General features: G+C 67.0%; 18 protein-coding genes and 7 tRNA genes. 12 read left to right on the top strand and 13 right to left on the bottom strand.

The features are described from left to right. Nucleotides 1–43 precede the first annotated feature (43 nt). The 7 genes from E2F46_RS02460 to E2F46_RS02430 all read right to left on the bottom strand — a co-directional run bounded on the left by E2F46_RS02460 (nt 44) and on the right by E2F46_RS02430 (nt 9,887). The gene (locus tag E2F46_RS02460; protein WP_133320555.1) at nt 44–592 is read right to left on the bottom strand and encodes a phosphatase PAP2 family protein; all 549 of its coding nucleotides are present in this window, start codon (nt 590–592) and stop codon (nt 44–46) included. Then, on the bottom strand, nt 570–1,721 hold the full coding sequence (locus E2F46_RS02455) for a glycosyltransferase family 4 protein (RefSeq protein ID WP_133320554.1): 1,152 nt from the start codon (nt 1,719–1,721) through the stop codon (nt 570–572). Before E2F46_RS02455 ends, E2F46_RS02460 begins: the two co-directional genes overlap by 23 nt. A 90-nt stretch (nt 1,722–1,811) precedes the next feature. After that, nucleotides 1,812–3,332 carry an exopolyphosphatase gene (ppx, locus tag E2F46_RS02450; RefSeq protein WP_207949500.1) on the bottom strand — a complete coding sequence of 507 codons (1,521 nt, stop codon included), beginning with the start codon at nt 3,330–3,332 and terminating at the stop codon, nt 1,812–1,814. Nucleotides 3,333–3,346: 14 nt separating this feature from the next. After that, a complete protein-coding gene (gene ppk1, locus E2F46_RS02445; protein WP_243720275.1) occupies nt 3,347–5,431 on the bottom strand; it encodes a polyphosphate kinase 1 in 2,085 nt (694 codons plus the stop codon). A gap of 13 nt (nt 5,432–5,444) precedes the next feature. Beyond that, nucleotides 5,445–6,791 (bottom strand): phosphate regulon sensor histidine kinase PhoR, encoded by a 1,347-nt coding sequence (phoR, locus tag E2F46_RS02440; protein WP_133320551.1) that lies wholly within the window; start codon nt 6,789–6,791, stop codon nt 5,445–5,447. A 670-nt stretch (nt 6,792–7,461) separates the two neighbouring features. After that, complete coding sequence (phoB, locus tag E2F46_RS02435) at nt 7,462–8,151, bottom strand: phosphate regulon transcriptional regulator PhoB (protein ID WP_133320550.1); 690 nt, start codon at nt 8,149–8,151, stop codon at nt 7,462–7,464. Nucleotides 8,152–8,216: 65 nt separating this feature from the next. Further along, nucleotides 8,217–9,887, bottom strand: coding sequence for a M48 family metalloprotease (locus tag E2F46_RS02430; RefSeq protein ID WP_486624437.1), 1,671 nt, complete (start codon nt 9,885–9,887; stop codon nt 8,217–8,219). 206 nt (nt 9,888–10,093) lie between these two features. Here E2F46_RS02430 and grxC point away from each other — a divergent pair, with 206 nt between their 5' ends. The 4 genes from grxC to E2F46_RS02410 all read left to right on the top strand — a co-directional run bounded on the left by grxC (nt 10,094) and on the right by E2F46_RS02410 (nt 13,447). Continuing rightward, nucleotides 10,094–10,399: a glutaredoxin 3 gene (gene grxC, locus E2F46_RS02425; RefSeq protein WP_243720270.1), complete on the top strand. Its 306-nt coding sequence runs from the start codon at nt 10,094–10,096 to the stop codon at nt 10,397–10,399. Nucleotides 10,400–10,461: 62 nt separating this feature from the next. Beyond that, a complete protein-coding gene (locus tag E2F46_RS02420) occupies nt 10,462–10,797 on the top strand; it encodes a carboxymuconolactone decarboxylase family protein (RefSeq protein ID WP_425599791.1) in 336 nt (111 codons plus the stop codon). Nucleotides 10,798–10,955: 158 nt separating this feature from the next. Beyond that, complete coding sequence (locus E2F46_RS02415) at nt 10,956–11,963, top strand: isocitrate dehydrogenase (RefSeq protein WP_133320548.1); 1,008 nt, start codon at nt 10,956–10,958, stop codon at nt 11,961–11,963. A 134-nt stretch (nt 11,964–12,097) separates the two neighbouring features. Next, nucleotides 12,098–13,447 (top strand): Na+/H+ antiporter NhaC family protein, encoded by a 1,350-nt coding sequence (locus tag E2F46_RS02410; protein ID WP_133320547.1) that lies wholly within the window; start codon nt 12,098–12,100, stop codon nt 13,445–13,447. Nucleotides 13,448–13,599: 152 nt separating this feature from the next. Here E2F46_RS02410 and E2F46_RS02405 read toward each other — a convergent pair whose 3' ends face one another. The 6 genes from E2F46_RS02405 to E2F46_RS02380 all read right to left on the bottom strand — a co-directional run bounded on the left by E2F46_RS02405 (nt 13,600) and on the right by E2F46_RS02380 (nt 15,446). After that, nucleotides 13,600–14,358: a Bax inhibitor-1/YccA family protein gene (locus E2F46_RS02405; RefSeq protein WP_133320546.1), complete on the bottom strand. Its 759-nt coding sequence runs from the start codon at nt 14,356–14,358 to the stop codon at nt 13,600–13,602. Between the two features lie 321 nt (nt 14,359–14,679). Further along, a tRNA-Leu gene (locus tag E2F46_RS02400) sits at nt 14,680–14,765 on the bottom strand. A 127-nt stretch (nt 14,766–14,892) separates the two neighbouring features. Further along, nucleotides 14,893–14,968, bottom strand: a tRNA-Lys gene (locus E2F46_RS02395). Nucleotides 14,969–15,042: 74 nt separating this feature from the next. Further along, nucleotides 15,043–15,119, bottom strand: a tRNA-His gene (locus E2F46_RS02390). Between the two features lie 139 nt (nt 15,120–15,258). After that, nucleotides 15,259–15,335, bottom strand: a tRNA-Arg gene (locus tag E2F46_RS02385). Between the two features lie 34 nt (nt 15,336–15,369). Then, nucleotides 15,370–15,446: transfer RNA gene (locus E2F46_RS02380), tRNA-Pro, on the bottom strand. Nucleotides 15,447–15,752: 306 nt separating this feature from the next. Between E2F46_RS02380 and tig the strand changes: the two genes are divergently transcribed. From tig to E2F46_RS02340, 8 genes are all read left to right on the top strand, one after another. Continuing rightward, nucleotides 15,753–17,054 carry a trigger factor gene (gene tig, locus E2F46_RS02375; RefSeq protein WP_165967325.1) on the top strand — a complete coding sequence of 434 codons (1,302 nt, stop codon included), beginning with the start codon at nt 15,753–15,755 and terminating at the stop codon, nt 17,052–17,054. Between the two features lie 89 nt (nt 17,055–17,143). Further along, nucleotides 17,144–17,773 carry an ATP-dependent Clp endopeptidase proteolytic subunit ClpP gene (clpP, locus tag E2F46_RS02370; RefSeq protein WP_133320544.1) on the top strand — a complete coding sequence of 210 codons (630 nt, stop codon included), beginning with the start codon at nt 17,144–17,146 and terminating at the stop codon, nt 17,771–17,773. Nucleotides 17,774–17,878: 105 nt separating this feature from the next. After that, a complete protein-coding gene (gene clpX / locus E2F46_RS02365; protein ID WP_133320543.1) occupies nt 17,879–19,165 on the top strand; it encodes an ATP-dependent Clp protease ATP-binding subunit ClpX in 1,287 nt (428 codons plus the stop codon). A gap of 216 nt (nt 19,166–19,381) precedes the next feature. Further along, the gene (lon, locus tag E2F46_RS02360; protein ID WP_133320542.1) at nt 19,382–21,835 is read left to right on the top strand and encodes an endopeptidase La; all 2,454 of its coding nucleotides are present in this window, start codon (nt 19,382–19,384) and stop codon (nt 21,833–21,835) included. A 215-nt stretch (nt 21,836–22,050) separates the two neighbouring features. Further along, complete coding sequence (locus E2F46_RS02355; protein WP_133320604.1) at nt 22,051–22,323, top strand: HU family DNA-binding protein; 273 nt, start codon at nt 22,051–22,053, stop codon at nt 22,321–22,323. Nucleotides 22,324–22,345: 22 nt separating this feature from the next. After that, nucleotides 22,346–22,420: transfer RNA gene (locus E2F46_RS02350), tRNA-Val, on the top strand. Between the two features lie 51 nt (nt 22,421–22,471). Next, nucleotides 22,472–22,548 (top strand) — tRNA-Asp (locus E2F46_RS02345). A gap of 119 nt (nt 22,549–22,667) precedes the next feature. Beyond that, nucleotides 22,668–24,644 carry a peptidyl-prolyl cis-trans isomerase gene (locus E2F46_RS02340; RefSeq protein WP_133320541.1) on the top strand — a complete coding sequence of 659 codons (1,977 nt, stop codon included), beginning with the start codon at nt 22,668–22,670 and terminating at the stop codon, nt 24,642–24,644. The last annotated feature ends 52 nt before the right edge of the window (nt 24,645–24,696 follow it).

Genomic DNA, 24,696 nt, shown 5'->3' with positions numbered 1-24,696 from the left:
TGAAGGTGCGGAAACCCGTCAGCGTAGCGGCGTTTCCATGCGATCACATGAACGCATGCACCGGCACCGCCCACAGCGACACGAAGGCCAGGCCTGTACCGATGGCGGTCGCGGCCAGCACGTCGCTGGGGTAGTGCAGACCCAGCACCACGCGTGAGGTCGCCACCGAAGCGGCGAACGGCACCAGCAGCCACGCCAGCGCCGGGTAGTGCGCCACGGCGACGATGGTGAACGACACCGCATGCAGCGTATGTCCGGAGGGGAAGCTGAATTCGTCCAGCGGCGCCACCCAGGCGCGGATGCGGCCATCGGAGGCGAAGGGCCGCGGTCGCCGCGTCCAGCGCTTCAGTCCCTTGTACATCAGCAGTGCGACCATGCCGGTCGCGGCCATGTGGGCCGATGCCGCCAGTCCCTCGCGGCCGTCGACCAGGATCAGGATGGCCATCAGCGCATACCAGAACACGCCATCGCCAAGCCGGCTGACGGCGGCGAAGTAGGCACGCACGCGCTGGCGCGCGCAGGCGCGGTTGGCGCGCAGGCACCAGGCCGATTCACGCTGTACCAGTCGTTCAAGCCGTGGCGAGGCGTGCATGTCCGGTCTCCCTGCCGGCAAGCCCGGCGAGCAAGGCATCGAAATCGGCCGACACGCGGTCCGGCGAGAGCGGGTGCACCGCGTCGCGCGCAGCCGCGCCCATTGCGCGGCGCAGGGCGGCGTCGCTGCCGATGCGCACCACGGCCTCGACGAAGGTCGCCTCGTCCTGCAACGGCACTGCCGCGCCGTGGCCGCCGTCGCGCAGGTGCTCGTGCGCCGCGCCGTAATCGTAGGCCACCGTGGCCAGGCCGCTGGCCATCGCTTCCAGGGTGACGTTGCCGAAGGTTTCGGTGGTGCTGGGGAAGGCGAACAGGTCGGCGCTGGCGAACAGGCGTGCCAGCGCTTCGCCGCGCTGGATGCCGAGGAAGATGAAATCCGGGTTGTGGCGGGACAGGCGTTCGCGCATCGGACCATCGCCCACCCATACGTAGCGGGCCCCGGGTTGCGCCTGTTGCAGCGCGCGGAACGCCCGCACGGCCAGGTCGAGGTTCTTCTCGGCCGCGATGCGGCCGACGTGGATCACCACCGGGCCGGCATCGTCGCCAAGCCACGCGCTGCGGATGCCTTCGTCGCGCTTCGCCGGGTCGAACAGTACGGTATCCACCGCGCGCCGCAGCAGGCGTACCTCGTGGAAGCCACTTGCCTGCAGGAAGTCGCCCAGCGCGCGCGTGGGCACCAGGGTTGCCTGTGCGCTGTTGTGGAAATGGCGCATCCAGCGCATCGCCACCGGCTGCAGCCACGGCAGGCCGTAGTCGCGCATGTATTCGTCGAACCGGGTGTGGAAGCCGGTGGCCACCGGGATGCCGAGTTTGCGTGCCGCGCGGACCGCCGACCAGCCCAGCGGGCCTTCCGTCGCCACGTAGATCGCGTCGGGACGGGCATCGCGCCACAGGCGCTGCAGCCGCCCCGCGCATGGCAGGCCGATGCGCAGTCCGGCATAGCGTGGCATCGGCACGCTGGCCACGCGCGTCTGGTCGCCTTCGCGCCCGGGTCGCATGCCGGCCTGTGCCGGGCGTACCACGCACACGGCATGTCCACGCGCGCGCAGGCCCTGCTCCAGCGACTGCACCGTCAGCGCAACGCCGTTGACTTCGGGCGGATAGGTCTCGGTGACGATGGCGTAGCGCATGCAAGGCTCCACGTTTGCGTCATGGTGCGCACGGGCGATGAAGCCTTGGTTGCAGCGTGGTTGCGGCGGGATGACAGTCGCCGGGCGGGATCAGGCCACGAACGGCTTGAAGGTGATGCCCAGCCCGGGCATGTCGTCGGGCTCGCCCAGCAGGTCCGAGCGCAGCAGCGGGTGTGCATCCACCCAGCGCTTTCCGACCACCAGGTCGAGCCGGTCGTCCCCGGCCTTGAGCTCGAGGTGCGGGATCGGTTCGGCGCTGCGCGAGCGATGCAACAGCACCGCCAGCCGCAGCAGCGCGGCCTTGCGCTTGGCCGACGACAGCAGGCGGTCGGGCAGGGCGTCGAACGCGCTCTTCGACACGCCGCGCCGGTGCGTACGTACCAGCGACGACAGCACCTGCTGCTCCTGCCGCGAGAAACCGGAGATGTCGGAGTGCTCCAGCAGGTAGGCGCCGTGCACGTGGTACTGGCTGTGCGCGATCACCAGGCCGATCTCGTGCAGGCGTGCGGCCCAGCCGAGCATCAGTGCGTCGTCGTCATCGAGTCCCCAGGCCTCGCGCACCTGCTGGAACAGGCGCATCGCGGTGGCCTCGACCCGCGCCGCCTGCGCCTCGTCGATGCCATAGCGCTGCATCATCGCAGCCACCGACAGGTCGCGTGGATCGTTGTCGCCGCCGCGCCCCAGCATGTCGTAGAGGATGCCTTCGCGCATCGCGCCCTTGCTGACCATCATCCGCTGCAGCCCCAGCGCCGAGAACGCCGCCTCCAGCACCAGCACGCCGCCGGCGATGATCGGCCTGCGGTCGTTGGACAGGCCGGGCAGCTCGATCGCGTCGATGCGATCGGCCTGCAGCAGGCGGTCGCGCACTTGCGGCAGCGCCTCGGCGGTGACCGCGCCCTTGGTGAGCTTCATCGCCGCGCAGATATCGCCGATCGCCTTGTTGGTGCCGGACGCGCCCAGCGCCTCGTTCCAGCCCAGCTCGCGATAGGTATTGGCGAACTGCTGGAACTCGGCCGAGACTTCGATCACCGCGTCGCGCCACTTCTTGCGCGTCAGTTTGCCGTTGCCGAAGAAGCGCCGCGTGGTGGCGATGCAGCCGGCCTGCAGGCTTTCGCGCTCCAGCGTGTCGAAACCGGCGCCGATGATGCATTCGGTGGAACCGCCGCCGATGTCGATCACCAGCCGTCGGTGCCCGGCCTTCGGCGGCTGCGCGTGCGCCACGCCGAGGTAGATCAGTCGCGCTTCCTCGCGGCCGGAGATGACTTCGATGGAATGGCCCAGCGCGGTTTCGGCCGGCACAAGGAAGGCCTGCGGCGAAGCAAGGCTGCGGACCGTGTTGGTAGCCAGCGCACGCACGTGCTGCGGCGGGATGTCGCGGATCCGCTGGCCGAAGCGCGCGAGGCACTCCAGTGCGCGCTGTCGCTCGTCCGCGGCCAGGCCGCCACGGCCGTCCAGGCCTTCGGCCATGCGCACCGTCTCGCGCAGGCGGTCGACGATGCGCAGTTGGCCCAGCGTGTAGCGCGCCACGACCATGTGGAAGCTGTTGGACCCGATGTCGATGGCAGCCAGCATGTCGCCATCGTCGAGCGGAGGCGCGGTGGGTTCGGCCAGGGACAGCGTTTCGGTCATCCGCACAGTTTCGCCAGCAGGGAGGATTGCGCCGAGTGCGGCATCGCTCCGTCGGCGGGCGAGAGTTTGAGGTAGCTGCCGTCGGGCTGCAATTCCCACGCGTTGAGGTTGTCGGCAAGGTAGTTGTCCAGCGCCTCGTCCTTGACCCGGGCCTTCAGTTCGGGATCGAGGATCGGGAAGCAGGTTTCCACCCGGCGCAGCAGGTTGCGCTCCAGCCAGTCGGCGCTCGCGCAGAACAGTTCCGGGTCGCCGCCGTTGGCGAACCAGTACACACGATGGTGCTCGAGGAAGCGACCGACGATGGAGCGAACGCGGATGTTGTCAGATATGCCGGGCACGCCCGGCCGCAACGTGCATGCGCCACGGATGACGAGGTCGATCTGCACGCCCGCCTGCGAGGCGGTGTACAACGCCCGCACCACCTGCGCCTCGTTGAGTGCGTTCATCTTGGCCATGATGCGGGCCGGCTTGCCATCCAGCGCGTTGCGGGTCTCGCGCTCGATCCGCGCGATGATGCCGGCATGCAGGGTGAACGGCGACTGCAGGAGGCGCTTGAGTGCGATCGCTGGCGCCAGGCCGGACAGTTGCTGGAACACCTGGTGCACGTCGGCACCCAGGTCCGGGTCCGCGCTGATGAGGCCGAAGTCGGTGTAGCCACGCGCGGTGCCGGCATGGTAATTGCCGGTACCCATGTGCACGTAACGGCGCAGCTTGCGGCCCTCGCGACGCACGACCAGCAGCATCTTGGCGTGCGTCTTGTAGCCGACCACGCCGTACACCACCTGTACGCCGGCCTCCTGCAGCCGATCGGCAAGGCCGAGGTTGGCTTCCTCGTCGAAGCGCGCGCGCAGTTCCACCACCACGGTGACGTCCTTGCCATTGCGCGCCGCCTGCACCAGATGCTCGACGATCGCCGAATCCTTGCCGGTACGGTAGAGCGTCTGCTTGATCGCCAGTACGTTCGGGTCTTCGGCCGCCTGCTTGATCAGCTCCAGCACCGGCGCGAACGAATCGAACGGGTGGTGCAACAGCACGTCGCCCTCCGCGACCAGCTCGAACATGGCGTCGGTGCCCGCCAGCGTGCGTGCCTGGAACGGCGGGAACTTCAGTTCCGGCCGCTGCACCAGGTCGTACACCTGGGTGACGCGGTTGAGGTTCACCGGGCCGTCGATGCGGTAGACCGCGTTCTCGGGCAGGTCGAAGTTCTCCAGAAGCGTGCGCACGATCGGCTTGGGGCAGTCGGCGGCGATCTCCAGCCGCATCGCGCGCAGGTAGCCGCGCCCGACCAGCTCGTCGCGCAGCGCCAGCGCCAGGTTCTCGACTTCGTCCTCGTCCAGGATCAGTTCGGAATTGCGGGTCACGCGGAACTGGTACGCGCCCTTGACCTCCATGCCGGGGAACAGTTCGTCGACGAATTCCGACAGCACCGCCGACAGGAACACGAAGTCGTGTTCGCCGCCCGAGATCCGCTCGGGCAGCTGGATGATGCGCGGCAGCGAGCGTGGCGCGCGCACGATGGCGAGGTGGCCGCTGCGCCCGAACGCATCCTTGCCCTTCAGCACCACCACGATGTTGAGCGACTTGTTGAGGATCTTCGGGAACGGATGCGCCGGGTCCAGCCCCAGCGGCGAGAGCACCGGCAGGATCTCGTCGCGGAAATACGCGCGCAGCCAGCGTGTCTGCCGGGCACTCCATGTCCCGCGTGCAAGCACGCGCACGCCGTTGTCCTCCATTTCCGGGCGCAACACCTGGTTCCAGCAGCGGTACTGCGCGTCCACCAGTTCCTGTGCGCGTTCATGGATGCGCTTGAGCAGGGTGGTGGGGGCCAGCCCGTCCGGCGGGGCGATGCTGCCGAAATCCTGCGCGTGTCGCACCGTGGCGGCGCGGATTTCGAAGAACTCGTCCAGGTTGGTGCAGGAGATGCAGAGGAAGCGCAGGCGCTCGAGCAGTGGCACCGACTCGTCCAGCGCCTGTGCCAGCACGCGGAAATTGAAATCGAGCTGCGACAGCTCGCGGTTGAAGTAGAGCGATGGGTCGCGCAGCGGATCGGCGACGTCGCCCCCGCCCACCGGCGTGGCGATGTCGGCGACGGGTTTACGCGTCTTGCGTGGCTTGCTCACTCGGGGCTCCGTGGAGGTCTGGGTCGCGCGCCAGGATGCGATCGGCGCCGAAATGGCATGAGAAAAGGCTGCCTTGGCCGACTTCGCTCGCGACCTGGAGGCGGCCCTGGTGCAGGTTCAGTACGTGCTTGACGATCGCCAACCCGAGGCCGGTGCCGCCGCTGCCGCGCGAGCGGCTGGTGGAGACGCGGTAGAAGCGTTCCGTGAGCCGCGGCAGGTGCGACGCCGGGATACCGAACCCACTGTCGCGCACCGACAGCGCCACGCCATCGCCGTCGTGCCAGAAACGGACATGGATGCTGCCGCCAGCGGGGGTGTAGCGCACCGCATTGCTGACCAGGTTGGAAAACGCGCTGTGCAGTTCCTTGGTGGAGCCCAGCAGGTCCACGCCTGCTTCATCGGCCACCGTGACCTGGTGCTTGCCCTGGCTGAGCGCCTCGGCCTCGCGGCGCAGGGTGGCGAGCATCGAGGCCATGTTGACCGCATCCTCTTCGATGTCGTCCTGCGCCTCCAGCCGCGACAGCGTCAGCAGGTCCTCGACCAGTTGCGTCATCCGCTGCGACTGCTGCTGCATTTCCTTCAGCATCGGTGCCCACTCGGGCTGGTCCTCGGGATCGAGCATGTCCAGGTAGCCGTGGACCACCGTCAGTGGTGTGCGCAGTTCATGCGACACGTTGGCCACGAAATCGCGGCGCATCTGTTCCAGTCGCATGATCTTGCTGACATCGCGTGCGACCAGCAGCCACAGTTCGTCCGAATAGGGGATCAGGCGCAGGCCCAGGCGCACCAGCGGCGATACCGGCGAGGGCACGTCGAGGATCGGTTCGGCCTGCGGGCCGCTGGCCAGCCAGTGCGACAGCTGCAGCGGCTGCAGGCGCTCGACGATCGATGCGCCGATGTCGTTGGGGTAGTGCAGCCCCAGCAGCGGCGTGGCGGCTTCATTCATCCACAGCACGCGCTGGCTGTCGCGCTCAAGGACCACCACCGCGTCCGGCAGCGCGGCGGCGGCGGCGCGATAGGCGCGCAACATGGCGACCAGTCGCCGTTTGCGGTTGCGCACGTCGTCCTGCTGCTCGCGCAGCAGGGATTCGAGTTGGTTCCACACGCCGACGCCACTTGGGACGGGCATCCGCTGGCGCGAGGTGAGGTGCATCAGCACCCGTCGCAGGCGCCAGTAGTGCCACGCCACGATACCGAGCGCCGTGATCGCCAGTGCCGGCCACACCTGGCCCAGGGCAAGCCCCAGCAGAAGGCCAGCGGCCAGCACCAACACGAGTTGGCCGAGGGTGCGGAGCCAGGCGGAGCGGGCGCGGGGGGGCATGGAATCAGTCTATGCGATGGGATGCGGGTGAGGCGGATGGGTGGCGATTGGTGTGGGTTGGACGGTGTGCGTTTGCTTGCTGGTATCGCGCATCTCGATGGCTTCAAAGCAAGCGCCCATGGGTCCCGCCTGCGCGGGGATGACGGTTGCTTTGCTCTTTACGCGGGCGGTGTGGATTCATGCAGACCCGGAGGGCGGCCGGCATGGATGCCGGACGTTTTTCGACAGGACATGGATGTCCTGTCGAAAAATCCCGTCGAGTCCAATCTGGGACGTTAGCTTCGTCGGGGAAAGGCCCTTTCTTTTGGTTACTTTTCTTTGGGCTAGCAAAGAAAAGTAACTCGCTCGCCGCAGGCGAGTGAAAGCCTTTGGTCTTGTGCGGGCAAAAGATGGAGCTGTAGAGAAAACAAAGGCTTCCGTCCGCTATCGCGGCCGGGTTCATTTCTTTTTGCTGGCCCAAAAAGAAACGAACCAAAGAAAAAGGGCCTTCCCCGACAGAGCTAACCGGGCATGTCGAATTCGTCGGGATTTTTCGACGGGACATCCATGTCCCCTCGAAAAACGGCGCGCGTCCTGCGCGCCGCCCTTCGGGTCTCCATGGCTGCGTCGAGGCTCGCTGACGAGCGAAGAGCACCAGGGATGCTTTCTGCCAGATTGCCAAACCCGTTGCTCACACCGCAGCCGAGAACCGGTAACCCGATCCCCGCACCGTCTGCACCATGCCATCCAGTTGCACCGGCTCCAGCGTCTTGCGCAGGCGGCGGATGTGCACGTCCACCGTGCGTTCCTCGACGTACACGCTGCCGCCCCACACATGGTCCAGCAACTGCGCGCGACTGTAGACGCGCTCCGGGTGGGTCATGAAGAAATGCAGCAGGCGGTACTCGGTGGGGCCGATGCTGATCGGCTCGTCGCCGGCGAACACGCGATGCGCGGCGCCATCGATGCGCAGGTTGCCGACGGCGACGCTGCCGTCTTCGTCGTCGTCCCGTGAGCGCCGCATGACCGCGCGGATGCGGGCCAGCAGCTCGCGGGCGGAGAACGGCTTGACGACGTAATCGTCGACGCCGGCCTCGAGCCCGCCCACGCGGTCGTTCTCCTCGCCGCGGGCGGTGAGCATGATGATCGGGATCTCGCGGGTCAGCGGTTCACGGCGCCAGCGCCGGGCCAGTTCAAGGCCGCTGGTGCCGGGCAGCATCCAGTCCAGCAGGATCAGGTCCGGCACGCGGTCTGCGATCGCCGACTGCGCTTCGCGCGCATCGCCCGCATGGACGGGATCGAAATCGCCCTTGCGCAGTGCGAAGGCGACCATGTCGCGGATGGCGGGTTCGTCGTCGACGATCAGGACGCGCTTCTGCATGGATCTGCCGGCTGGGGGCGGGTGCCGGCATTAAACGACAGTTTTATGACCGAACGATGACGGGCCTAACGCCGGCGCAGGTCCTCGTCGCGGATGCCCTGGCGACGCAGTTCCAGCACCACGGGGGTGATGGTCGCGATGCGCGCGTCGATGCGGGCGCGGGCGTAGTAGTCCAGGTCGTCGCGCTTCTTGAGTGTGTTGAGCTGCACCAGGGCCTGTTCCTCGCGGCCGCTGAGGAAGGCAGCTTCGGCCCAGGCCTCGCCGGCGCGGACCGGATCTCCGGCGATTTCGCTGGCGCGGGCGAAGGTGCGCTGGAACATCGGATCCTCCGCCGACGACCGCATCAGCGGGCGCAGCACGGCCTGGGCACGTCGGCCCGATTCCGGGGTGTCACGCTCCACGAGGACACGCGCGTAGGTCAGGGCCACGGCCGGGTTGTGCGGCATGCGCTCGAGCAGGCTGTCGAGGTGGCGGTCTGCCTGCGCCGGACGGCCGGCGCGCTCCTCGGCCTCGGCCAGGCCCAGCGACAGCCACAGGTCGCCGGGGTGCGACTGCAGCAGTTCAGCGAACTCCGTCGCAGCCGAGGCCGCGCCACGGCCATCCTGCAGGCGCGCGACGGCCAGGCCGTAGCGCTGTGCATCGGTCAGCTGGCCAGCGCGCTGCATCTGCTCGTATTCGCGGATGGCTTCGGCCGGGGTATTGGCGCTCAGCACCCGCAGGCGTTCCTTGGCCCAGCCGAACTGCACCGGGTCCGGACCGTTGCCGCCCGCTTCGGGCAGTCGCAACGACGACGGCAGCAGCGGATTGCCGGAGAGCAGCAGGTCGGAGGCCGGCGGTGCGTTGTCGCTGGCGGTGCCCAGTGGATCGGCGGCGCCTTCGGCGGGTGCGCGCGGCGGCGCCTGCCCCCACGTGACCGACGTCGCGACATTGGCGTTGCCGGCCATCTGCTCGGCACGCTGGCGCGCCTCGCCGACCCGGGTGGTGGTGACCGGATGGGTGCGCAGGTAATCGGGCGCGCGTTCGCGCTCGCCGCCCTGGTTGGTACGCGAGGCGGCCTGCATGCGCTCGAACATCGTCGCCATCGCCATCGGCTCGTAGCCGCTGCGGGCGAGGGTGCGGATGCCGAGGCGATCGGCCTCGGATTCGTTGGCGCGGGTGTAGTCGATCTGGCGCTGGATCGCGAGGCCCTGCGCCGCGGCCATCGCCGCCATGGAGGCATCGCCGGCGGAGCTGCCGCCTGCCGACTGCGCCACCGCGATCGCGCCCAGCATGCCCAGCAGGATCGGGATCTGGTCGCGCTGCGCACGCTCCACGCCGCGCAGTACGTGCTGCTGGGTGACGTGCGCGATCTCGTGCGCCAGTACGGCGGCCACCTCGTCCTCGCTGCCTGCCGTCAGCACCAGCCCGGCGTTCATGCCGATGTAGCCGCCCAGGGTGGCGAAGGCGTTGATGCTGCGGTCGCGCATCATGAAGAACGTGTAGCGCTGGCGCGGCTGGTCGCTGACCGCACCCAGCCGGTTGCCGGCCGACTGCAGCCAGCCGTCGATCAGCGGGTCTTCCAGTACGTAGTTGTAGTGGCGCAACTGCGCCAGCAGCATCCGTCCGTACTCCTCCTGCTGCACCGGGCCGATCAGGGTCCCGGCGGACGAGCCGATGTCGGGCAGGCGGCTTTCCTGCGCGGTCGCGCCCATGCCGCCCAGCAGGGTGAGCAGGGCGATGGACAGGGACAGGCGCAGCGGGCGGAGTGGGCGCATCAGGAGCTGGAGGTCGGGGAAACGATGTCGGGAGGATGCAGTCTCGCGCCCGTGAAGGCGTGAACTCTGTGTTAACCGGACCGGTGTGGCCCGGCAGGCAACGCTGCGTTTTGGCGTCGGACTGGAAATGACCGGCGGTGCGCACCACACTTGGACCTCCGACACGACGACAAGGTTCCGGAGCGCGCGTGACAGCAGGCATCGACTCCCCCGGCAGCGCGGCGCAGCCGCCCATCACGCTGTACACCAGTGCGGTGTGCGGCTATTGCATGGCCGCCAAGAACTTCCTGAAGAGCAAGGGTCTCGACTGGGAGGAGGTGCGCGTGGACCTGGACCCCAAGGCACGCGAGCGCATGCTGGCGCTGGCCCGGCGCACCAGCGTGCCGCAGATCTTCGTCGGCGACGTGCACGTGGGCGGGTATGACGACATGGTCGCCCTGAACCGGGCCGGCAAGTTCGATGCGCTGCTTGGCGACGCAGGGGCTTCCCCGTGAGTGGTGATGCCTCTGGCGGCGAGTCGGACCGCATCGCGGCATTCACCGCCTTCCGCAAGCGCATGAACGACCGCATCCTTGCCGAACCCAACCAGGTGGTGCGGCGCTTCTTCGCGCTGGACACGCAGACCTACCAGGCCGGCGCGCTGGATGTGAAGACCAAGGAGCTCCTCGGGCTGGTCGCGTCGCTGGTGCTGCGCTGCGACGACTGCATCAGCTACCACGTGGCACAGTGCCGCGAGGCGGGCGTGAGCCGCGACGAGATGTTCGAGGCTTTCTCGGTGGGGCTGGTGGTCGGCGGCAGCATCGTCATCCCGCACCTGCGGCGCGCGGTGGACTTCCTCGACCAGCTGGAGCAGGGCGACGCCGACGCGCCTGGCGCGCACGCACACGACTGATCCGATGCACATGCCGTCGTGGCGGCTGCGGGCAGGCCAAGCGCGCCTCAGACCATCGTCGATTTGGGGTACCGGCGGCCGGTCCGGCATAATGGGCGGATGTTTTTTGCCCATTTCGCCGTGTTTTTCGGCGTTCGACCGTACGGAACCCCCACGCAATGACCCAGACGATCACCATCATCCGCGGCGACGGTATCGGCCCCGAAATCATGGATGCCACCCTGCACGTGCTCGATGCGATGCAGCTCGGCCTGCAGTACGAAGATGCCGATGCCGGCCTGGTCGCACTGGAAAAGCACGGTGAACTGCTGCCCGCGACGACGATGGCATCGATCCGTCGCAATGCCGTGGCGCTCAAGAGCCCGCTGGCCACGCCGGTGGGCGGGGGCTTCAGCTCGATCAACGTCGAGCTGCGCCGCCAGTTCGACCTGTACGCCAACGTGCGTCCGGCGATCTCGTTCCCCAACACCAAGTCGCGCTTCGACAGCGGCATCGACCTGATCACCATCCGCGAGAACACCGAGGGCTCGTACATCAGCGAAGGCCAGGAAGTGTCGGAGGACGGCGGTACCGCGGTCTCGATCACCCGCATCACCCGCAAGGGCTCCGAACGCATCGTGCGCTACGCGTTCGAGCTGGCGCGTTCGACCGGTCGCAAGAAGGTCACCATCGTGCACAAGGCCAACATCCTCAAGAGCACGTCGGGCCTGTTCCTCAAGGTCGCGCGCGAGGTGGCCGCGGAATATCCGGAGATCGAAGCCAACGAAATGATCGTGGACAACGCCTGCATGCAGCTGGTGATGCGTCCCGAGCAGTTCGACGTGATCGTCACCACCAACCTGTTCGGCGACATCATCTCCGACCTTTGCGCGGGCCTGGTCGGCGGCCTTGGCCTCGCGCCGGGCGCCAACATCGGCAAGGACGCGGCGATCTTCGAGGCGGTGCACGGCACGGCCCCGGACATCGCCGGCCAAGGCAAGGCCAACCCCTGCGCGCTGCTGCTGGCGGCTGCGCAGATGCTGGACCACCTCGGCAAGCCCGACGATGCCACGCGCCTGCGCAAGGCCATCGTCGATACGCTGCAGGCCAGGGACAACCTCACGCCGGACCTCGGCGGCAGCGGGAATACCCTGTCGTTCGCCAAGGCGATCGCCAGTCGCGTCTGACCCGGCCTGCGCCCTGACGCATGCGGACGGGACGCTTCGGCGTCCCGTTTTTGTATCCGCGGCATTCCGCCAGGCGGGATGACGGCAGCGCATCCACGCCGCAGAATCCGGCGACCCCACGCGATGGCTTCCCGATGACCCAGCCTGCCGGCGCCCGCCCCAGTGCGATCGCCCTCACGCCGCTGCTGCTGTTCCTTGCGCTGTTCTTCGGCGCCGGGCTGTACTTCACCGCCCTCGGCGAGCCGATGGGGTTCTACCAGCTGCGCGCGCCAGTCGCGATCCTGCCCGCCCTCGCGCTGGCGGCGTGGATCGCACACGCCCGCGGCCTGAAACCCGTCGAGGTGCTGCTGCGCGGCATGGGCGATCCCAATATCGTGCTGATGTGCCTGATCTTCCTGCTGGCCGGCGCGTTCGCTTATGTATCGAAGGCGGCCGGTGCGGTGGATGCCATCGTCGGGCTGGGCATCGGCGCGCTGCATCCGGCGTTGCTGCTGCCCGGGCTGTTCCTGATCGCGGGCCTGGTGGCGCTTTCGATCGGCACCTCGATGGGCACGATCGCCGCCGTGGTGCCGATTGCCCTGGGGGTCGCGGATGCCTCCGGGCTGGATCGCGCGCTGGTGGTCGGGGCGGTGATCGGCGGCGCGATGTTCGGCGACAACCTGTCGGTGATCTCCGACACCACCATCGCGGCCACGCGTACGCAGGGTGCGCAGATGCGCGACAAGTTCCGCGAAAACGTCAGCATCGCCGTGCCCGCCGCGCTGGCCACCATGGTCTTGCTGGGTATCGCCGGCGACTCTGCCCCGGTGGAAGTCGACCACGTCGCGTCGCCCTGGCTGGCCCTGCCTTACGTCCTGGTGCTGGTACTGGCGGTGGCGGGTCTCGACGTGCTGCTGGTGCTGGGCATCGGCCTGCTGCTGTCGGGCACGTTCGGCCTGCTGTTCGTGGCCGACTACGACCTGGTGCAGTACGCGGGCGACATCTGGACCGGCTTCGAGGGCATGGTGGAAATCCTCCTGCTGTCGCTGCTGATCGGCGGGCTGGGCGCCCTGATGAAGGCGTCCGGCGGACTGGACTGGCTGGCGGCGGCCATTGCGCGCATCGGGTGGGGGCATCGCGGACGCCGCACCGGCGAAGCAAGCATCGCCGCGCTCGCGGCCACCTCGGATGTGTTCACCGCCAACAACACCGTGGCGATCCTCGTGGGCGGCAGCGTGGCGAAGGACATCGCGACCCGGCATGGCATCCCGCCCCGGCGTGCCGCCAGCCTGGTCGACATCTTTGCTTGCGTGCCGCAGGGCGTGCTGCCCTACGGCGCGCAGCTGCTGCTGGCGGCATCGCTGGCTTCGGTGTCGCCGCTCGCCCTTGCAGGCAAGGTCTGGTACTGCTGGCTGCTGGCCATGGTGGCCATCGTGTTCATCGCCTGGCCTTCACGTGCTGGCATGCCTGTCGCGGACAGCAAGGGAGCCCCCACGCAGGCATGAGCTCCCGCAGTCCGGGATATCAGGGGGCCTGGCGGGGCCGCGACTTGCGGCGGCATCCTACCTGCGCCGCCGCGAGTGTCTATCGTTCGATCAGGGGAAAACCATGAAAAAGGGCGCCCTCGGCGCCCTTCTTGGTGATGCGGACATGTGCGTCAGTTGCGCGACTGCAGCTTCGACAGCAGGCGCAGGAACTCGATGTACAGCCACACCAAGGTGACCATCAGGCCGAAGGCCCCGTACCACTCCATGTACTTCGGCGCGCCCTGTTCAACGCCCGTTTCGATGAAGTCGAAATCCAGCACGAGGTTCAGCGCCGCGATCACCACCACGAACAGGCTGAAGCCGATGCCGACGATGCCGCTCTCGTGGATCAGCGGGATCCCGCTGCCGAACATGTTCAGCACGATCGAGGCCAGGTACACCAGCATGATGCCACCGGTGGCCGCCACCACGCCCAGCTTGAAGTTCTCGGTGGCCTTGATCAGGCCGCTGCGGTAGGCGAACAGCAGCGCGAACAGCGTGCCGAAGGTCAGCAGCACCGCCTGCATCACGATGCCGTCGTACATGTGGTTGAACATCGCCGAGATCGCGCCGAGGAAGAACCCCTCGACCAGCGCATACATTGGCGCGGTCACCGGTGCCCAGGTCTTCTTGAACACGGTGACCATCGCCAGGATGAAGCCGCCGATCAGGCCGCCCCACATGTAGATCGGGGCCATCGCGGTCGGCTCGCCGTTGACGAAGCTCGCGTTCCAGGCGAAGGCCGCCGTCATCACCGTCAACAGCAGCAGGATGCCGGTCTTGTTGACGGTGCCGTTGAGGGTCATCGCACCGTCGGCGCGCGACACCACGGTGCCGCTGCCGAGGTCGAGGAAGGTGGATTCCTTCAGGGCCGGATTGCCGCTGCGCATGGAGAACTCCAGGGAGAAGTGAACGATGGGGGGGAGGATACACGGCGCAGGTAAATCCCGGCCTCGTGCGTTCCGGTTTCCGTCTGGAGGAGGTGCCCGTCCGGCGGATGAGGGGGGTGGGGCTGCCAAGGCTTTTCCTCCGCCATGCAGCCTGATTCGGGGGCCATCAAATAGCGTGGCGCTCCGGGATGCGCGATTTGCGGCGGCTCCCTCGGGACGGGCTCGACCATCACCGCGTCGCGGGCCCTTTGCGTCGATTCGTCGAGGGCGCGGCTCCGTCCGCTTGTTCATTTACCCGGCGGCCCGAGGTGGAACCCGGGGTGGTGCGAAAGGAGGGACTCGAACCCTCACGGGGGTTACCCGCTGGAACCTAAATCCAGTGCGTCTACCAATTCCGCCACTTTCGCCCGATCTCGCGCCGCGCATCTTACTTCGCGCGGGCAGCCTCGCGCAGCGGGCGAACCGGAGGTTCGAATCCGGCGATCCGGGGCGGCGCAAACGAAAAACCCGGCGCATGGCCGGGTCTTCGTGAAATGGTGGGCCGTCAAGGATTCGAACCTTGGACCTATTGATTAAGAGTCAACTGCTCTACCAACTGAGCTAACGGCCCCGAAAATCGGGCGAAGATTGTAACAGACCCGCTGCCGCTGGCAATGGCTTACCCATGACTGCGGGGAAATAGGGTGGGGTGGCTGAGGGGACTCGAACCCCCGACATCTGGAATCACAATCCAGGACTCTAACCAACTGAGCTACAGCCACCACATGGAACCTGCGTAGGATACCGGAGCGACGGGGTCCGTGGCTTCCGGCAACCGTTTCGAACATGGTCGAATCGACTCGTCGATGTCGCGCACCGGGAACGCGGACATCGCCACACCGACTCTCGATGAATCCTGCCTGGCGCGCCCGGCAGGACTCGAACCTGCAACCACCGGCTTAGAAGGCCGGTGCTCTATCCGGTTGAGCTACGGGCGCGTATGCGCATGATAGCGGCCCCGGCAGGTCCGGATGGTCGGGGTAGAGGGATTCGAACCCCCGACATCCTGCTCCCAAAGCAGGCGCGCTACCAGACTGCGCTATACCCCGGTGGATCCGGATATTGCTGGCCCGTTGGCGTCTTGCCGCGGGGAACCGCCCATTGTCCGGGCGTGCGAGGGGGGTGTCAACGCGCCGTGGGCCCGGCATCGTGGCCCTGATGCCGGGAGGCGGGGGCGCCGGCACAAGGTCCGTCTGGCGCGAATGGCTGGCGGCGAACCCCGGAATCCGCCAAAATATTCCGTTCCGCCGGTGCGGTCGGGTCGAACCCGATGCCGCTCCGGACCGCACGGCATCCACAGGATGCGCCCAGTAGAGCCAAGCCGCCGGCACCATGCCGCGGTGGCAGGAGTGAATATGCAAGTTTCGGTCGAATCCGTCGGCAACCTTGAGCGCCGCATCACCTTCCGCCTGCCGTCGGAGGGCATCGAGAGCCAGGTCGGCGGACGCCTGCGCGAGATCGCGCGTACCGCGCGGATCAAGGGCTTCCGTCCCGGCAAGGTGCCGACGAAGGTCATCGAGCAGCGCTATGGCGAGCAGGTGCGCGCCGAAGTACTGGACGGCCTGCTGCGTGATCGTTTCAACGAAGCCGTGCGCGAGAACGAGCTGCGCCTGGCCGGCCAGCCGAAGATCGAGCCTGGCGAAGCCGTAGGCGATGAGCTGGCGTACGTGGCCACTTTCGAGGTGGTGCCGGACTTCGGCGATATCGACGTCTCTGGACTCAACGTGGTGCGCCATACCGCCGAGGTGACCGAGGAAGACATCGACCGCATGATCGAGAACCTGCGCATGCAGCGTCGCAGCTGGAGCGCGGTCACGCGCCCGGCGCAGTCCGGCGATGCGGTGGATGTGCAGACTTGGTCTGAAGTGGACGGCGAGCGACTGCCTGCCGAGGGCGCCGAGGGCGGCACCACCGTCATCGGCTCCGGCGCGATGTACGCCGACCTTGAGAATGCGTTGGTTGGAATGTCGAAAGGCGAGCAGAAATCGCTCGAAGTGGCGTTCCCCGCCGACTGGCGGGTGCAGCGCCTGGCCGGCAAGACCGCGCAGGTCCACCTGCAGGTGGAGCAGGTGTCCGAACAGCACCTGCCGGAAGCCGATGCCGCGTTCATCCGCAGCTTTGGCGTGAAGAGTGGCGAGATGGACCAGTTCCGCGCCGACATCCGCACCAACCTGGAGCGCGAGCTAAAGGGCGCGCTGATGAACCGCCTGCGCCGCGAAGTGGGCGAGCAGCTCATCGCCACCTTCGCCCAGGTGGAGATGCCGCCCAAGGTGGTGGAGGCCGAAGCGCGCGCGATGCTGCAGCAACAGCTCGACCAGCTGCGCCGCAACGGCCGCGACCCCGGCCAGGTGCCGGCGGATGCGCACCAGTCGTTCATCGAGCCGGCGCGCAAACGCGTGCTGGTCGGCCTGCTGGTGGGCGAGGTGGCGCGTCGCAACGCGCTGGTGCTCGATCCCAAGCGCGTGAACGAACACCTGCGCCTGATCGCCTCGACCTACGAGGAACCCCAGCAGGTCATTGACTTGTACCGCAACGACCCCCAGCTGATGTCGGGACTGCAGAACCGCGTGATGGAGGAACAGGTGATCGACTGGATCGCCGAGCGCGCCCAGCACGAGGAGAAGCAGTTGACGTTCCAGGAAGCGATCGCGCCGTAGGGCGGGTTTCGACCCGCCGTTCGGCCGACATGTAATCCAATGGCGGGCCAAGGCCCGCCCTACGCAGCTGCAAGCACCGGGAAGCGACCATGATCGATACCACCCCCAAGGCCCTCAACCTCGTCCCGATGGTGGTCGAACAGACCAGTCGCGGCGAGCGCGCCTATGACATCTACTCGCGCCTGCTGAAGGAGCGCGTGATCTTCCTGGTCGGTCCGATCGACGACTACATGGCCAACGTGATCGTTGCCCAGTTGCTGTTCCTCGAGGCCGAGAACCCCGAAAAGGACATCAACCTGTACGTGAACTCGCCGGGCGGCATCGTCACCGCCGGCATGGCGATCTACGACACCATGCAGTTCATCAAGCCGGACGTGAGCACCATCTGCGTCGGCCAGGCGGCCAGCATGGGCGCGCTGCTGCTGGCGGCGGGCGCGGCCGGCAAGCGCTATGCGCTGCCGAACTCGCGGGTGATGATCCACCAGCCGCTGGGTGGCTTCCAGGGCCAGGCGACCGACATCGACATCCATGCGCGTGAAATCCTGTCGATGAAGCAGCGCCTCAACGAGATCCTCGCCCGCCACACCGGCCAGTCCATCGAAACCATCGCCAGCGACACCGAGCGCGACAACTTCAAGAGTGCCGAGGCCGCTCGTGAGTACGGACTGGTCGACCAGGTCCTGGAGCGCCGCCCGGACGAGTCCATCCAGCCGGCCTAACCGATTGATTCCACAGGGAAACTATGGTCGTGCAGCGCGCCGTTTGCGCTGCCGGGCCCTGTGCTATTCTCGAACCGTGAACGCAGCAGCAGACCAGAACACAGCATGAGCGAAGATCGTCAGGGCCGCAGCGGCGACAGCAACAAGATCCTGTACTGCTCGTTCTGCGGAAAGAGCCAGCACGAGGTCAGGAAGCTGATCGCCGGCCCCAGCGTGTTCATCTGCGATGAATGCGTCGAACTGTGCAACGACATCATCCGCGAGGAACTCGAGGAGAAGGCGCAGTCGGCGCGCAGCTCGCTGCCCAAGCCCAAGGAAATCCTCGAGGTCTTGGACCAGTACGTGATCGGCCAGTTGCGTGCCAAGCGCACGCTGGCGGTGGCGGTCTACAACCACTACAAGCGCATCGAGAGCCGGCAGAAGAACGACGACGTCGAGCTGGCCAAGTCCAACATCCTGCTGGTCGGCCCGACCGGTTCGGGCAAGACCCTGCTGGCCGAGACCCTGGCGCGACTGCTCAACGTGCCGTTCACGATTGCCGATGCCACCACGCTGACCGAAGCCGGTTACGTGGGCGAGGACGTCGAAAACATCATCCAGAAGCTGCTGCAGAAGTGCGACTACGACGTCGAGAAGGCGCAGCAGGGCATCGTCTACATCGACGAGATCGACAAGATCTCGCGCAAGTCCGAGAACCCGTCGATCACCCGCGACGTGTCCGGCGAAGGCGTGCAGCAGGCGCTGCTGAAGCTGATCGAGGGCACCGTGGCCAGCGTGCCGCCGCAGGGCGGGCGCAAGCATCCGCAGCAGGAGTTCCTGCAGGTCGACACCAAGAACATCCTTTTCATCGTCGGCGGTGCGTTCGCCGGGCTGGACAAGATCATCCAGCAGCGCAGCACCGATGCCAGCGGCATCGGCTTCGGTGCCAAGCTCAAGAGTTCCGAGCGCAAGACCGAGACCGGCAAGGTGCTGGCCGACGTGGAGCCGGAAGACCTGATCAAGTTCGGCCTGATCCCGGAGTTCGTCGGTCGCCTGCCGGTGGTCGCGACGCTGGAGGAACTGGACGAGGCGGCGCTGGTCAAGATCCTCACCGAGCCGAAGAACGCGATCAGCAAGCAGTTCAAGAAGCTGTTCGAAATGGAAGGCGTGGAGCTGGAGTTCCGCCAGGATGCGCTGAGCGCCATCGCCAAGAAGGCGATCAAGCGCAAGACCGGTGCGCGCGGCCTGCGCACCATCGTCGAGTCGGTGCTGCTCGACACCATGTACGACCTGCCATCGCTCGAGAACGTGAGCAAGGTGGTGGTGGACGAGTCGGTGATCGAGCACAAGTCCGATCCCTACCTGATCTACGAGACGCCTGCGGCCACGCAGAAGGTCGCTTCGGCCGAGTAAACGCTGGCCGAACGATCCGGCAGGGCAGCCCCCTTGCGGCTGCACTGGCGGAACACGCCGTTCCGCGCAGGGCGGCGTTCATCTGTCCCCTTCGTTCCTTCGAGCCGGTGTGAGCGCCGCGTGGTCGGGCGACGCCGGCGCGCTTGCATCCTTGTCGCGATAGCCCCATAACGGAGGCGACGCGATGTCGCGTGACTGCCTTGCCCGGAAGCCGAAATGACCGATACCACCCCCCGCGAAACGATGGAATTGCCCGTGCTGCCGCTGCGTGACGTGGTGGTGTTCCCGCACATGGTGATTCCGCTGTTCGTCGGTCGCGACAAGTCGATCCGTGCGCTGGACCTGGCGATGGAAGGCGACAAGCGCATCCTGCTGGTGGCGCAGAAGTCTGCCGAGACCGACGATCCCTCGGCGGACGACCTGTATACCCTCGGCACGCTGGCGCAGGTGCTGCAACTGCTGAAGCTTCCCGACGGGACCATCAAGGTGCTTGTGGAAGGGGTGGCACGGGTGGAAGTGTCCAACGTACAGGAGGCCGACGGCACGCTGGCGGGTCGTGGCACCGTGGTGGATCCGGTCGATTCGCGCGATCCGCGCGAGGTCGAGGCGATCGCGCGTTCACTGGTCTCGCTGTTCGAGCAGTACGTCAAGACCAATCGCAAGCTGCCGCCCGAACTGCTGCAGACGCTGTCGGGCATCGACGAGCCGGGACGTCTCGCGGACATCGTCTCCGCGCACCTCGGCGTGCGCCTGGCGGAGAAGCAGCGCCTGCTGGAAACCGTGGATACCGCCGACCGGCTGGAACTGCTGGTGGGCTTCGTCGATGGCGAAATCGATGTACAGCAGATGGAGAAGCGCATCCGTGGGCGCGTGAAGTCGCAGATGGAGAAGTCGCAGCGCGAGTACTACCTCAACGAGCAGATGAAGGCGATCCAGAAGGAACTCGGCGACATGGACGACGCGCCGAACGACCTGGAGGATCTCGCGCGCAAGATCGCCGAGGCCGGCATGCCGAAGGAAGTCGAGGCCAAGGCGAAGAACGAATACAACAAACTCAAGCAGATGTCGCCGATGTCGGCCGAGGCCGCGGTGGTGCGCAATTACCTCGACTGGCTGCTGGGCGTGCCATGGAAGAAGCGCAGCAAGGTGCGCAAGGACCTCAAGGCCGCGCAGGACACGCTGGATGCCGACCACTTCGGCCTGGAGAAGGTCAAGGACCGCATCCTCGAGTACCTCGCGGTGCAGTCTCGGGTGAAGCAGATGAAGGGGCCGATCCTGTGCCTGGTCGGTCCGCCGGGCGTGGGCAAGACGTCGCTGGGCCAGTCGATCGCGAAGGCGACCAACCGCAAGTTCGTGCGCATGTCGCTGGGCGGCGTGCGCGACGAGGCCGAGATCCGTGGCCATCGCCGGACCTACGTGGGTTCGATGCCGGGTCGCATCGTGCAGAACCTCAACAAGACCGGGACGAAGAACCCGCTGTTCGTGCTCGACGAAATCGACAAGATGTCGATGGACTTCCGTGGCGACCCGTCGTCCGCCCTGCTCGAGGTGCTGGACCCGGAGCAGAATAACGCCTTCAACGACCATTACCTCGAAGTCGACCTGGACCTCTCCGAGGTGATGTTCGTCGCGACCTCCAATTCGCTGAACATCCCCGGTCCGCTGCTCGACCGCATGGAGGTCATCCGCATCCCGGGCTACACCGAGGACGAGAAGATCGCCATCGCGATGCGCTATTTGGTGCCGAAGCAGATGAAGGCCAACGGCCTGCGCGACGGTGAACTGAAGATCGCGGAAGAGGCGGTCCAGGACATCGTGCGCTACTACACGCGCGAATCCGGCGTGCGTAACCTCGAGCGCGAAGTCGCGCGGATCTGCCGCAAGGTGGTCAAGGAAATCGCCCTGCAAGGCCCTGCGACGGCCGGCGCGAAGAAGGGCAAGTCCACGCGCGCCATCACCGTCAACTCGAAGAACCTCGAGAAGTACCTCGGCGTGCGTCGCTTTGACTTCGGCCGCGCCGAGCAGGACAACGAAATCGGACTGGTCACCGGCCTGGCCTGGACGGAAGTCGGTGGCGACCTGCTCCAGGTCGAATCCACCCTGGTGCCGGGCAAGGGCCAGACCATCCTCACCGGCCAGCTGGGCGACGTGATGAAGGAGTCCGCATCGGCGGCACTGTCCGTGGTGCGCGCGCGCGCCGACCGGTTGGGCATCGACATCGAGTTCCTGCAGAAGCACGACGTGCACGTTCACGTGCCCGACGGTGCCACGCCGAAGGACGGCCCGAGTGCCGGCATCGCGATGGCGACCGCGCTGGTGTCGATGTTCACCAAGATTCCGGTCAAGGCCGACGTGGCGATGACCGGCGAGATCACCCTGCGCGGCAAGGTCACTGCGATCGGCGGACTGAAGGAAAAGCTGCTGGCGGCGATGCGCGGCGGCATCCGCACCGTCATCATCCCCGAGGAAAACCGCAAGGACCTCGCGGACATCCCGAAGAACGTCACCCAGCACATGAAGATCGTGCCGGTGAAGTGGATCGACGAGGTGCTGGACCTGGCGCTGGAGCGCCCGCTAGCACCGCCCGCGGCACCGCGCGAAGGCAAGCCCGAGGCGCCGGTGACCCGTCGGCGCGAGAAGCCATCCCGGCGCCCCGACGTCAAGCATTGACGCCATCTGAATGGGCCGTTGCCTGCACGACAATGCGTGCCGTGGCGCTGGACCGCGCGTGACCGGATTCGCAGATCCAGGTCGAAATCGACCGGCACACCGCGTAGAATGGCGGCGTGAGCCGTTTTCATCCGGTCGCGTGCACGGCGGATTCCCCGCCACCGCATGTGGCCCCACCAGGCGGAACAGTCCGCACAAGGAGTCCATCCATGCCCATGAACAAGAGTGAGTTGATCGACCAGGTCGCCGACAAGGCTGGTCTGTCCAAGGCCGATGCCGGTCGTGCGCTCGATGCCACCATCGATGCCATCACCTCGGCGCTCAAGCGCGGCGATGCCGTGAACCTGGTCGGCTTCGGCTCGTTCTCGGTCAAGGCCCGCGCGGCCCGTACCGGCCTGAACCCGCGGACGAAGGAGGCGATCCAGATCCCCGCTTCCAACAATCCTGCGTTCAAGGCTGGCAAGGCGCTGAAGGATGCGGTAAACTAATCGGCTCCTGAGTTCCCTCGTTGGGTGCTTAGCTCAGCGGTAGAGCGTCTCCTTTACACGGAGAGGGTCGGGGGTTCGAAACCCTCAGCACCCACCACGCGCAACGCGGTGAGTCGCGAGTCGTATTTCGCAAGAGTTCAAAATCAGCGGAGTGGTAGTTCAGTCGGTTAGAATGCTGGCCTGTCACGCCGGAGGTCGCGGGTTCGAGTCCCGTCCACTCCGCCAGATGTTCCGAAGCCCCGCCAAGTGCGGGGTTTCGTTTTTCCGGGGTTTGCCGCGCCGCAGGCAGGCGAAACGTCGCGCTTGCGCTAAACTGCGCGGCTACGTCCAGACAGCGCAAAACCATGCTGCAAGCCCTTCGTGACAAGACCTCCGGCTGGATCGCGATCGTGATCGTGGCGATCCTCGCCGTGCCGTTCGCCTTCTTTGGCATGGAGCAGTACCTGTTCCAGAGCAGCGCCAATTACGCGGCGAAAGTGGAGGCACCGCCGAAGTGGTGGCGCTCCGCGCCTGCGTGGTGGCCGGCCTCGATGGTCTGGGATAGCGAGGAAGTCAGTGCCGAGGATTTCCGCACGGCGTTCGAGCAGGCGCGGTTGCAGCGCCGTGACGCCGAGGGCGAGGCGTTCGATGCGCGCGGGTTCGAGACAGCGCAGAACCGCCGCGAGGTGCTGGAGGGGCTGATCGACCAGGCGGTGATCCGACTGGCGGCCCGGCAGGCCGGGGTCGCGGTCGGCGACCGCGAAGTTGCGGAGATGATCCGTGAGTTCCCGGCGTTCCAGGTGGATGGCCGATTCGACCCGGAACGCTACCAGTTGGCGCTGGGTTCGCAGAATCCGCCGCAAACCCCGGCTTCCTTCCAGGAGCTTGTGCGCGAAGGCCTGCAACAGGGCTTGATCCCGACCCGCATCGCGGAGTCGGCATTCGTCACCGGGACCGAGACCGAACGCATGCTGCGCCTGCTGGGTGAGCGCCGCGACGTGTCGCTGGTGGTGCTGCCGCCGCCGGAGGCCGACACCGCCGCCGTCACGGCGGAAGAAATCCAGGCGTGGCACCAGGCCAATGCCGCGCAGTACCGCGCGCCGGAGATGGTCACGCTGGAGTACCTCGATCTTGAAGCCAGCGCCGTTCCGCCGCCCGCGGCACCGGACGAAGCCAGCCTGCGCCAGCGCTACGCGCAGGAACAGTCGCGTTTCGTCGATCCCGAGCAGCGCCTGGCCTCGCACATCCTGGTGCGCGTGGATGCGGGCGCGGACGACGCGGCTGACCAGGCGGCGCGCCAGAAGGCGGCGGAACTGGCCGGACAGGCCCGAGGCGGCGCTGATTTCGCCGCGCTCGCGCGTGAGCACTCCGACGACACCGGCTCGCAGGCCGGCGGCGGCGACCTTGGCTGGGTGGCGCAGGACGGCACGATGGTGAAGCCGTTCGAGGATGCGCTGTTCGCACTGCAACCAGGCGAGGTCAGCGAGCCCGTCAAGACGCCGTTCGGCTGGCACGTGCTGCAACTGCGCGAGGTGCGCGAAGGCCGCCAGGTGCCGTTCGAGGACGTGCGCGACGAGCTGTTGGCCGAGCAGGCCGAGGCCGACCGCGAGCGCAGCTTCAACGAGTACGTGGGCGGCATCATCGACGAGGTCTACAAGAACCCGACCTCGCTGGAGTCTGCCGCGGAGCTGGCCGGTCAGCGGGTGCGCACGGTCGGCCCGTTCGCGCGCGGCGAGGGCACGGGCATCGCCGCGATCCCGGCGGTTGTTCGTGCCGCGTTCTCCGAAAGCCTGGTGCAGGACGGCACGGTCAGCGATCCGATCGAAGTCTCGCCCACGCGCAGTGTGCTGGTCCGCGTCTCCCAGCACACGCCCGAGCGTGCCTTGAGCGCGAACGAAGCGCGTGACGAGATCGTGGCGGCGATCCGCGCCGACCGCGCCGCCAAGCGCATCGAGGCCGACGCCGAGGCCATGCTGGCGCGGATCCGCGCGGGCGAATCGTTGCAGGCCGTGGCTGGCGAACGCGGGCTGGAAGTGCAGAGCATCCCGGGCGTGCCGCGTGGGGCGCCGATTCCCGATCCGGCCGCGGCACAGGCGATGTTCCGCGTGCCCGCCCCCGAGGGCGGCGTGCCAGTGCCGGGCAAGGCGCCGCTGCCCGATGGCGGCATGTTGGTGTTCACCGTTGACAGTGTGGCGCCGGGCGATCCGGCGGAAGCATCCGAGCAGGAGCGCACGATGTTCCGCCAGCAGATGTCGTCGCTGATGGGCAACGAGGATGCCGACAGCCTGCTCAAGGCCCTGCGCCGCGCGATGAAGATCACCGTCGTCGAAGCGCGACTCTGACGCCGGCGCTTCGTTCGCGCAAGTGAAAAAGCCCGGCATCGCCGGGCTTTTT

Origin of the sequence: Luteimonas aestuarii, assembly GCF_004357985.1 — a bacterium.
In the GTDB taxonomy this organism is placed as follows: Bacteria; Pseudomonadota; Gammaproteobacteria; order Xanthomonadales; family Xanthomonadaceae; genus Luteimonas; species Luteimonas aestuarii.
This window is presented reverse-complemented; position numbering and strand designations above follow the sequence as displayed.

What these genes read in the sequence shown, in the direction of transcription:
- clpP (WP_133320544.1), top strand. Translation starts at nt 17,144, where the DNA reads ATGATCGATACCACCCCCAAGGCCCTCAACCTCGTCCCGATGGTGGTC.
- phoR (WP_133320551.1), bottom strand. Translation starts at nt 6,791, where the DNA reads ATGCCCCCCCGCGCCCGCTCCGCCTGGCTCCGCACCCTCGGCCAACTC.
- tig (WP_165967325.1), top strand. Translation starts at nt 15,753, where the DNA reads ATGCAAGTTTCGGTCGAATCCGTCGGCAACCTTGAGCGCCGCATCACC.
- E2F46_RS02455 (WP_133320554.1), bottom strand. Translation starts at nt 1,721, where the DNA reads ATGCGCTACGCCATCGTCACCGAGACCTATCCGCCCGAAGTCAACGGC.
- E2F46_RS02405 (WP_133320546.1), bottom strand. Translation starts at nt 14,358, where the DNA reads ATGCGCAGCGGCAATCCGGCCCTGAAGGAATCCACCTTCCTCGACCTC.
- E2F46_RS02415 (WP_133320548.1), top strand. Translation starts at nt 10,956, where the DNA reads ATGACCCAGACGATCACCATCATCCGCGGCGACGGTATCGGCCCCGAA.
- E2F46_RS02420 (WP_425599791.1), top strand. Translation starts at nt 10,462, where the DNA reads ATGAACGACCGCATCCTTGCCGAACCCAACCAGGTGGTGCGGCGCTTC.
- E2F46_RS02460 (WP_133320555.1), bottom strand. Translation starts at nt 592, where the DNA reads ATGCACGCCTCGCCACGGCTTGAACGACTGGTACAGCGTGAATCGGCC.
- E2F46_RS02340 (WP_133320541.1), top strand. Translation starts at nt 22,668, where the DNA reads ATGCTGCAAGCCCTTCGTGACAAGACCTCCGGCTGGATCGCGATCGTG.
- E2F46_RS02355 (WP_133320604.1), top strand. Translation starts at nt 22,051, where the DNA reads ATGAACAAGAGTGAGTTGATCGACCAGGTCGCCGACAAGGCTGGTCTG.
- lon (WP_133320542.1), top strand. Translation starts at nt 19,382, where the DNA reads ATGACCGATACCACCCCCCGCGAAACGATGGAATTGCCCGTGCTGCCG.
- E2F46_RS02410 (WP_133320547.1), top strand. Translation starts at nt 12,098, where the DNA reads ATGACCCAGCCTGCCGGCGCCCGCCCCAGTGCGATCGCCCTCACGCCG.
- phoB (WP_133320550.1), bottom strand. Translation starts at nt 8,151, where the DNA reads ATGCAGAAGCGCGTCCTGATCGTCGACGACGAACCCGCCATCCGCGAC.
- clpX (WP_133320543.1), top strand. Translation starts at nt 17,879, where the DNA reads ATGAGCGAAGATCGTCAGGGCCGCAGCGGCGACAGCAACAAGATCCTG.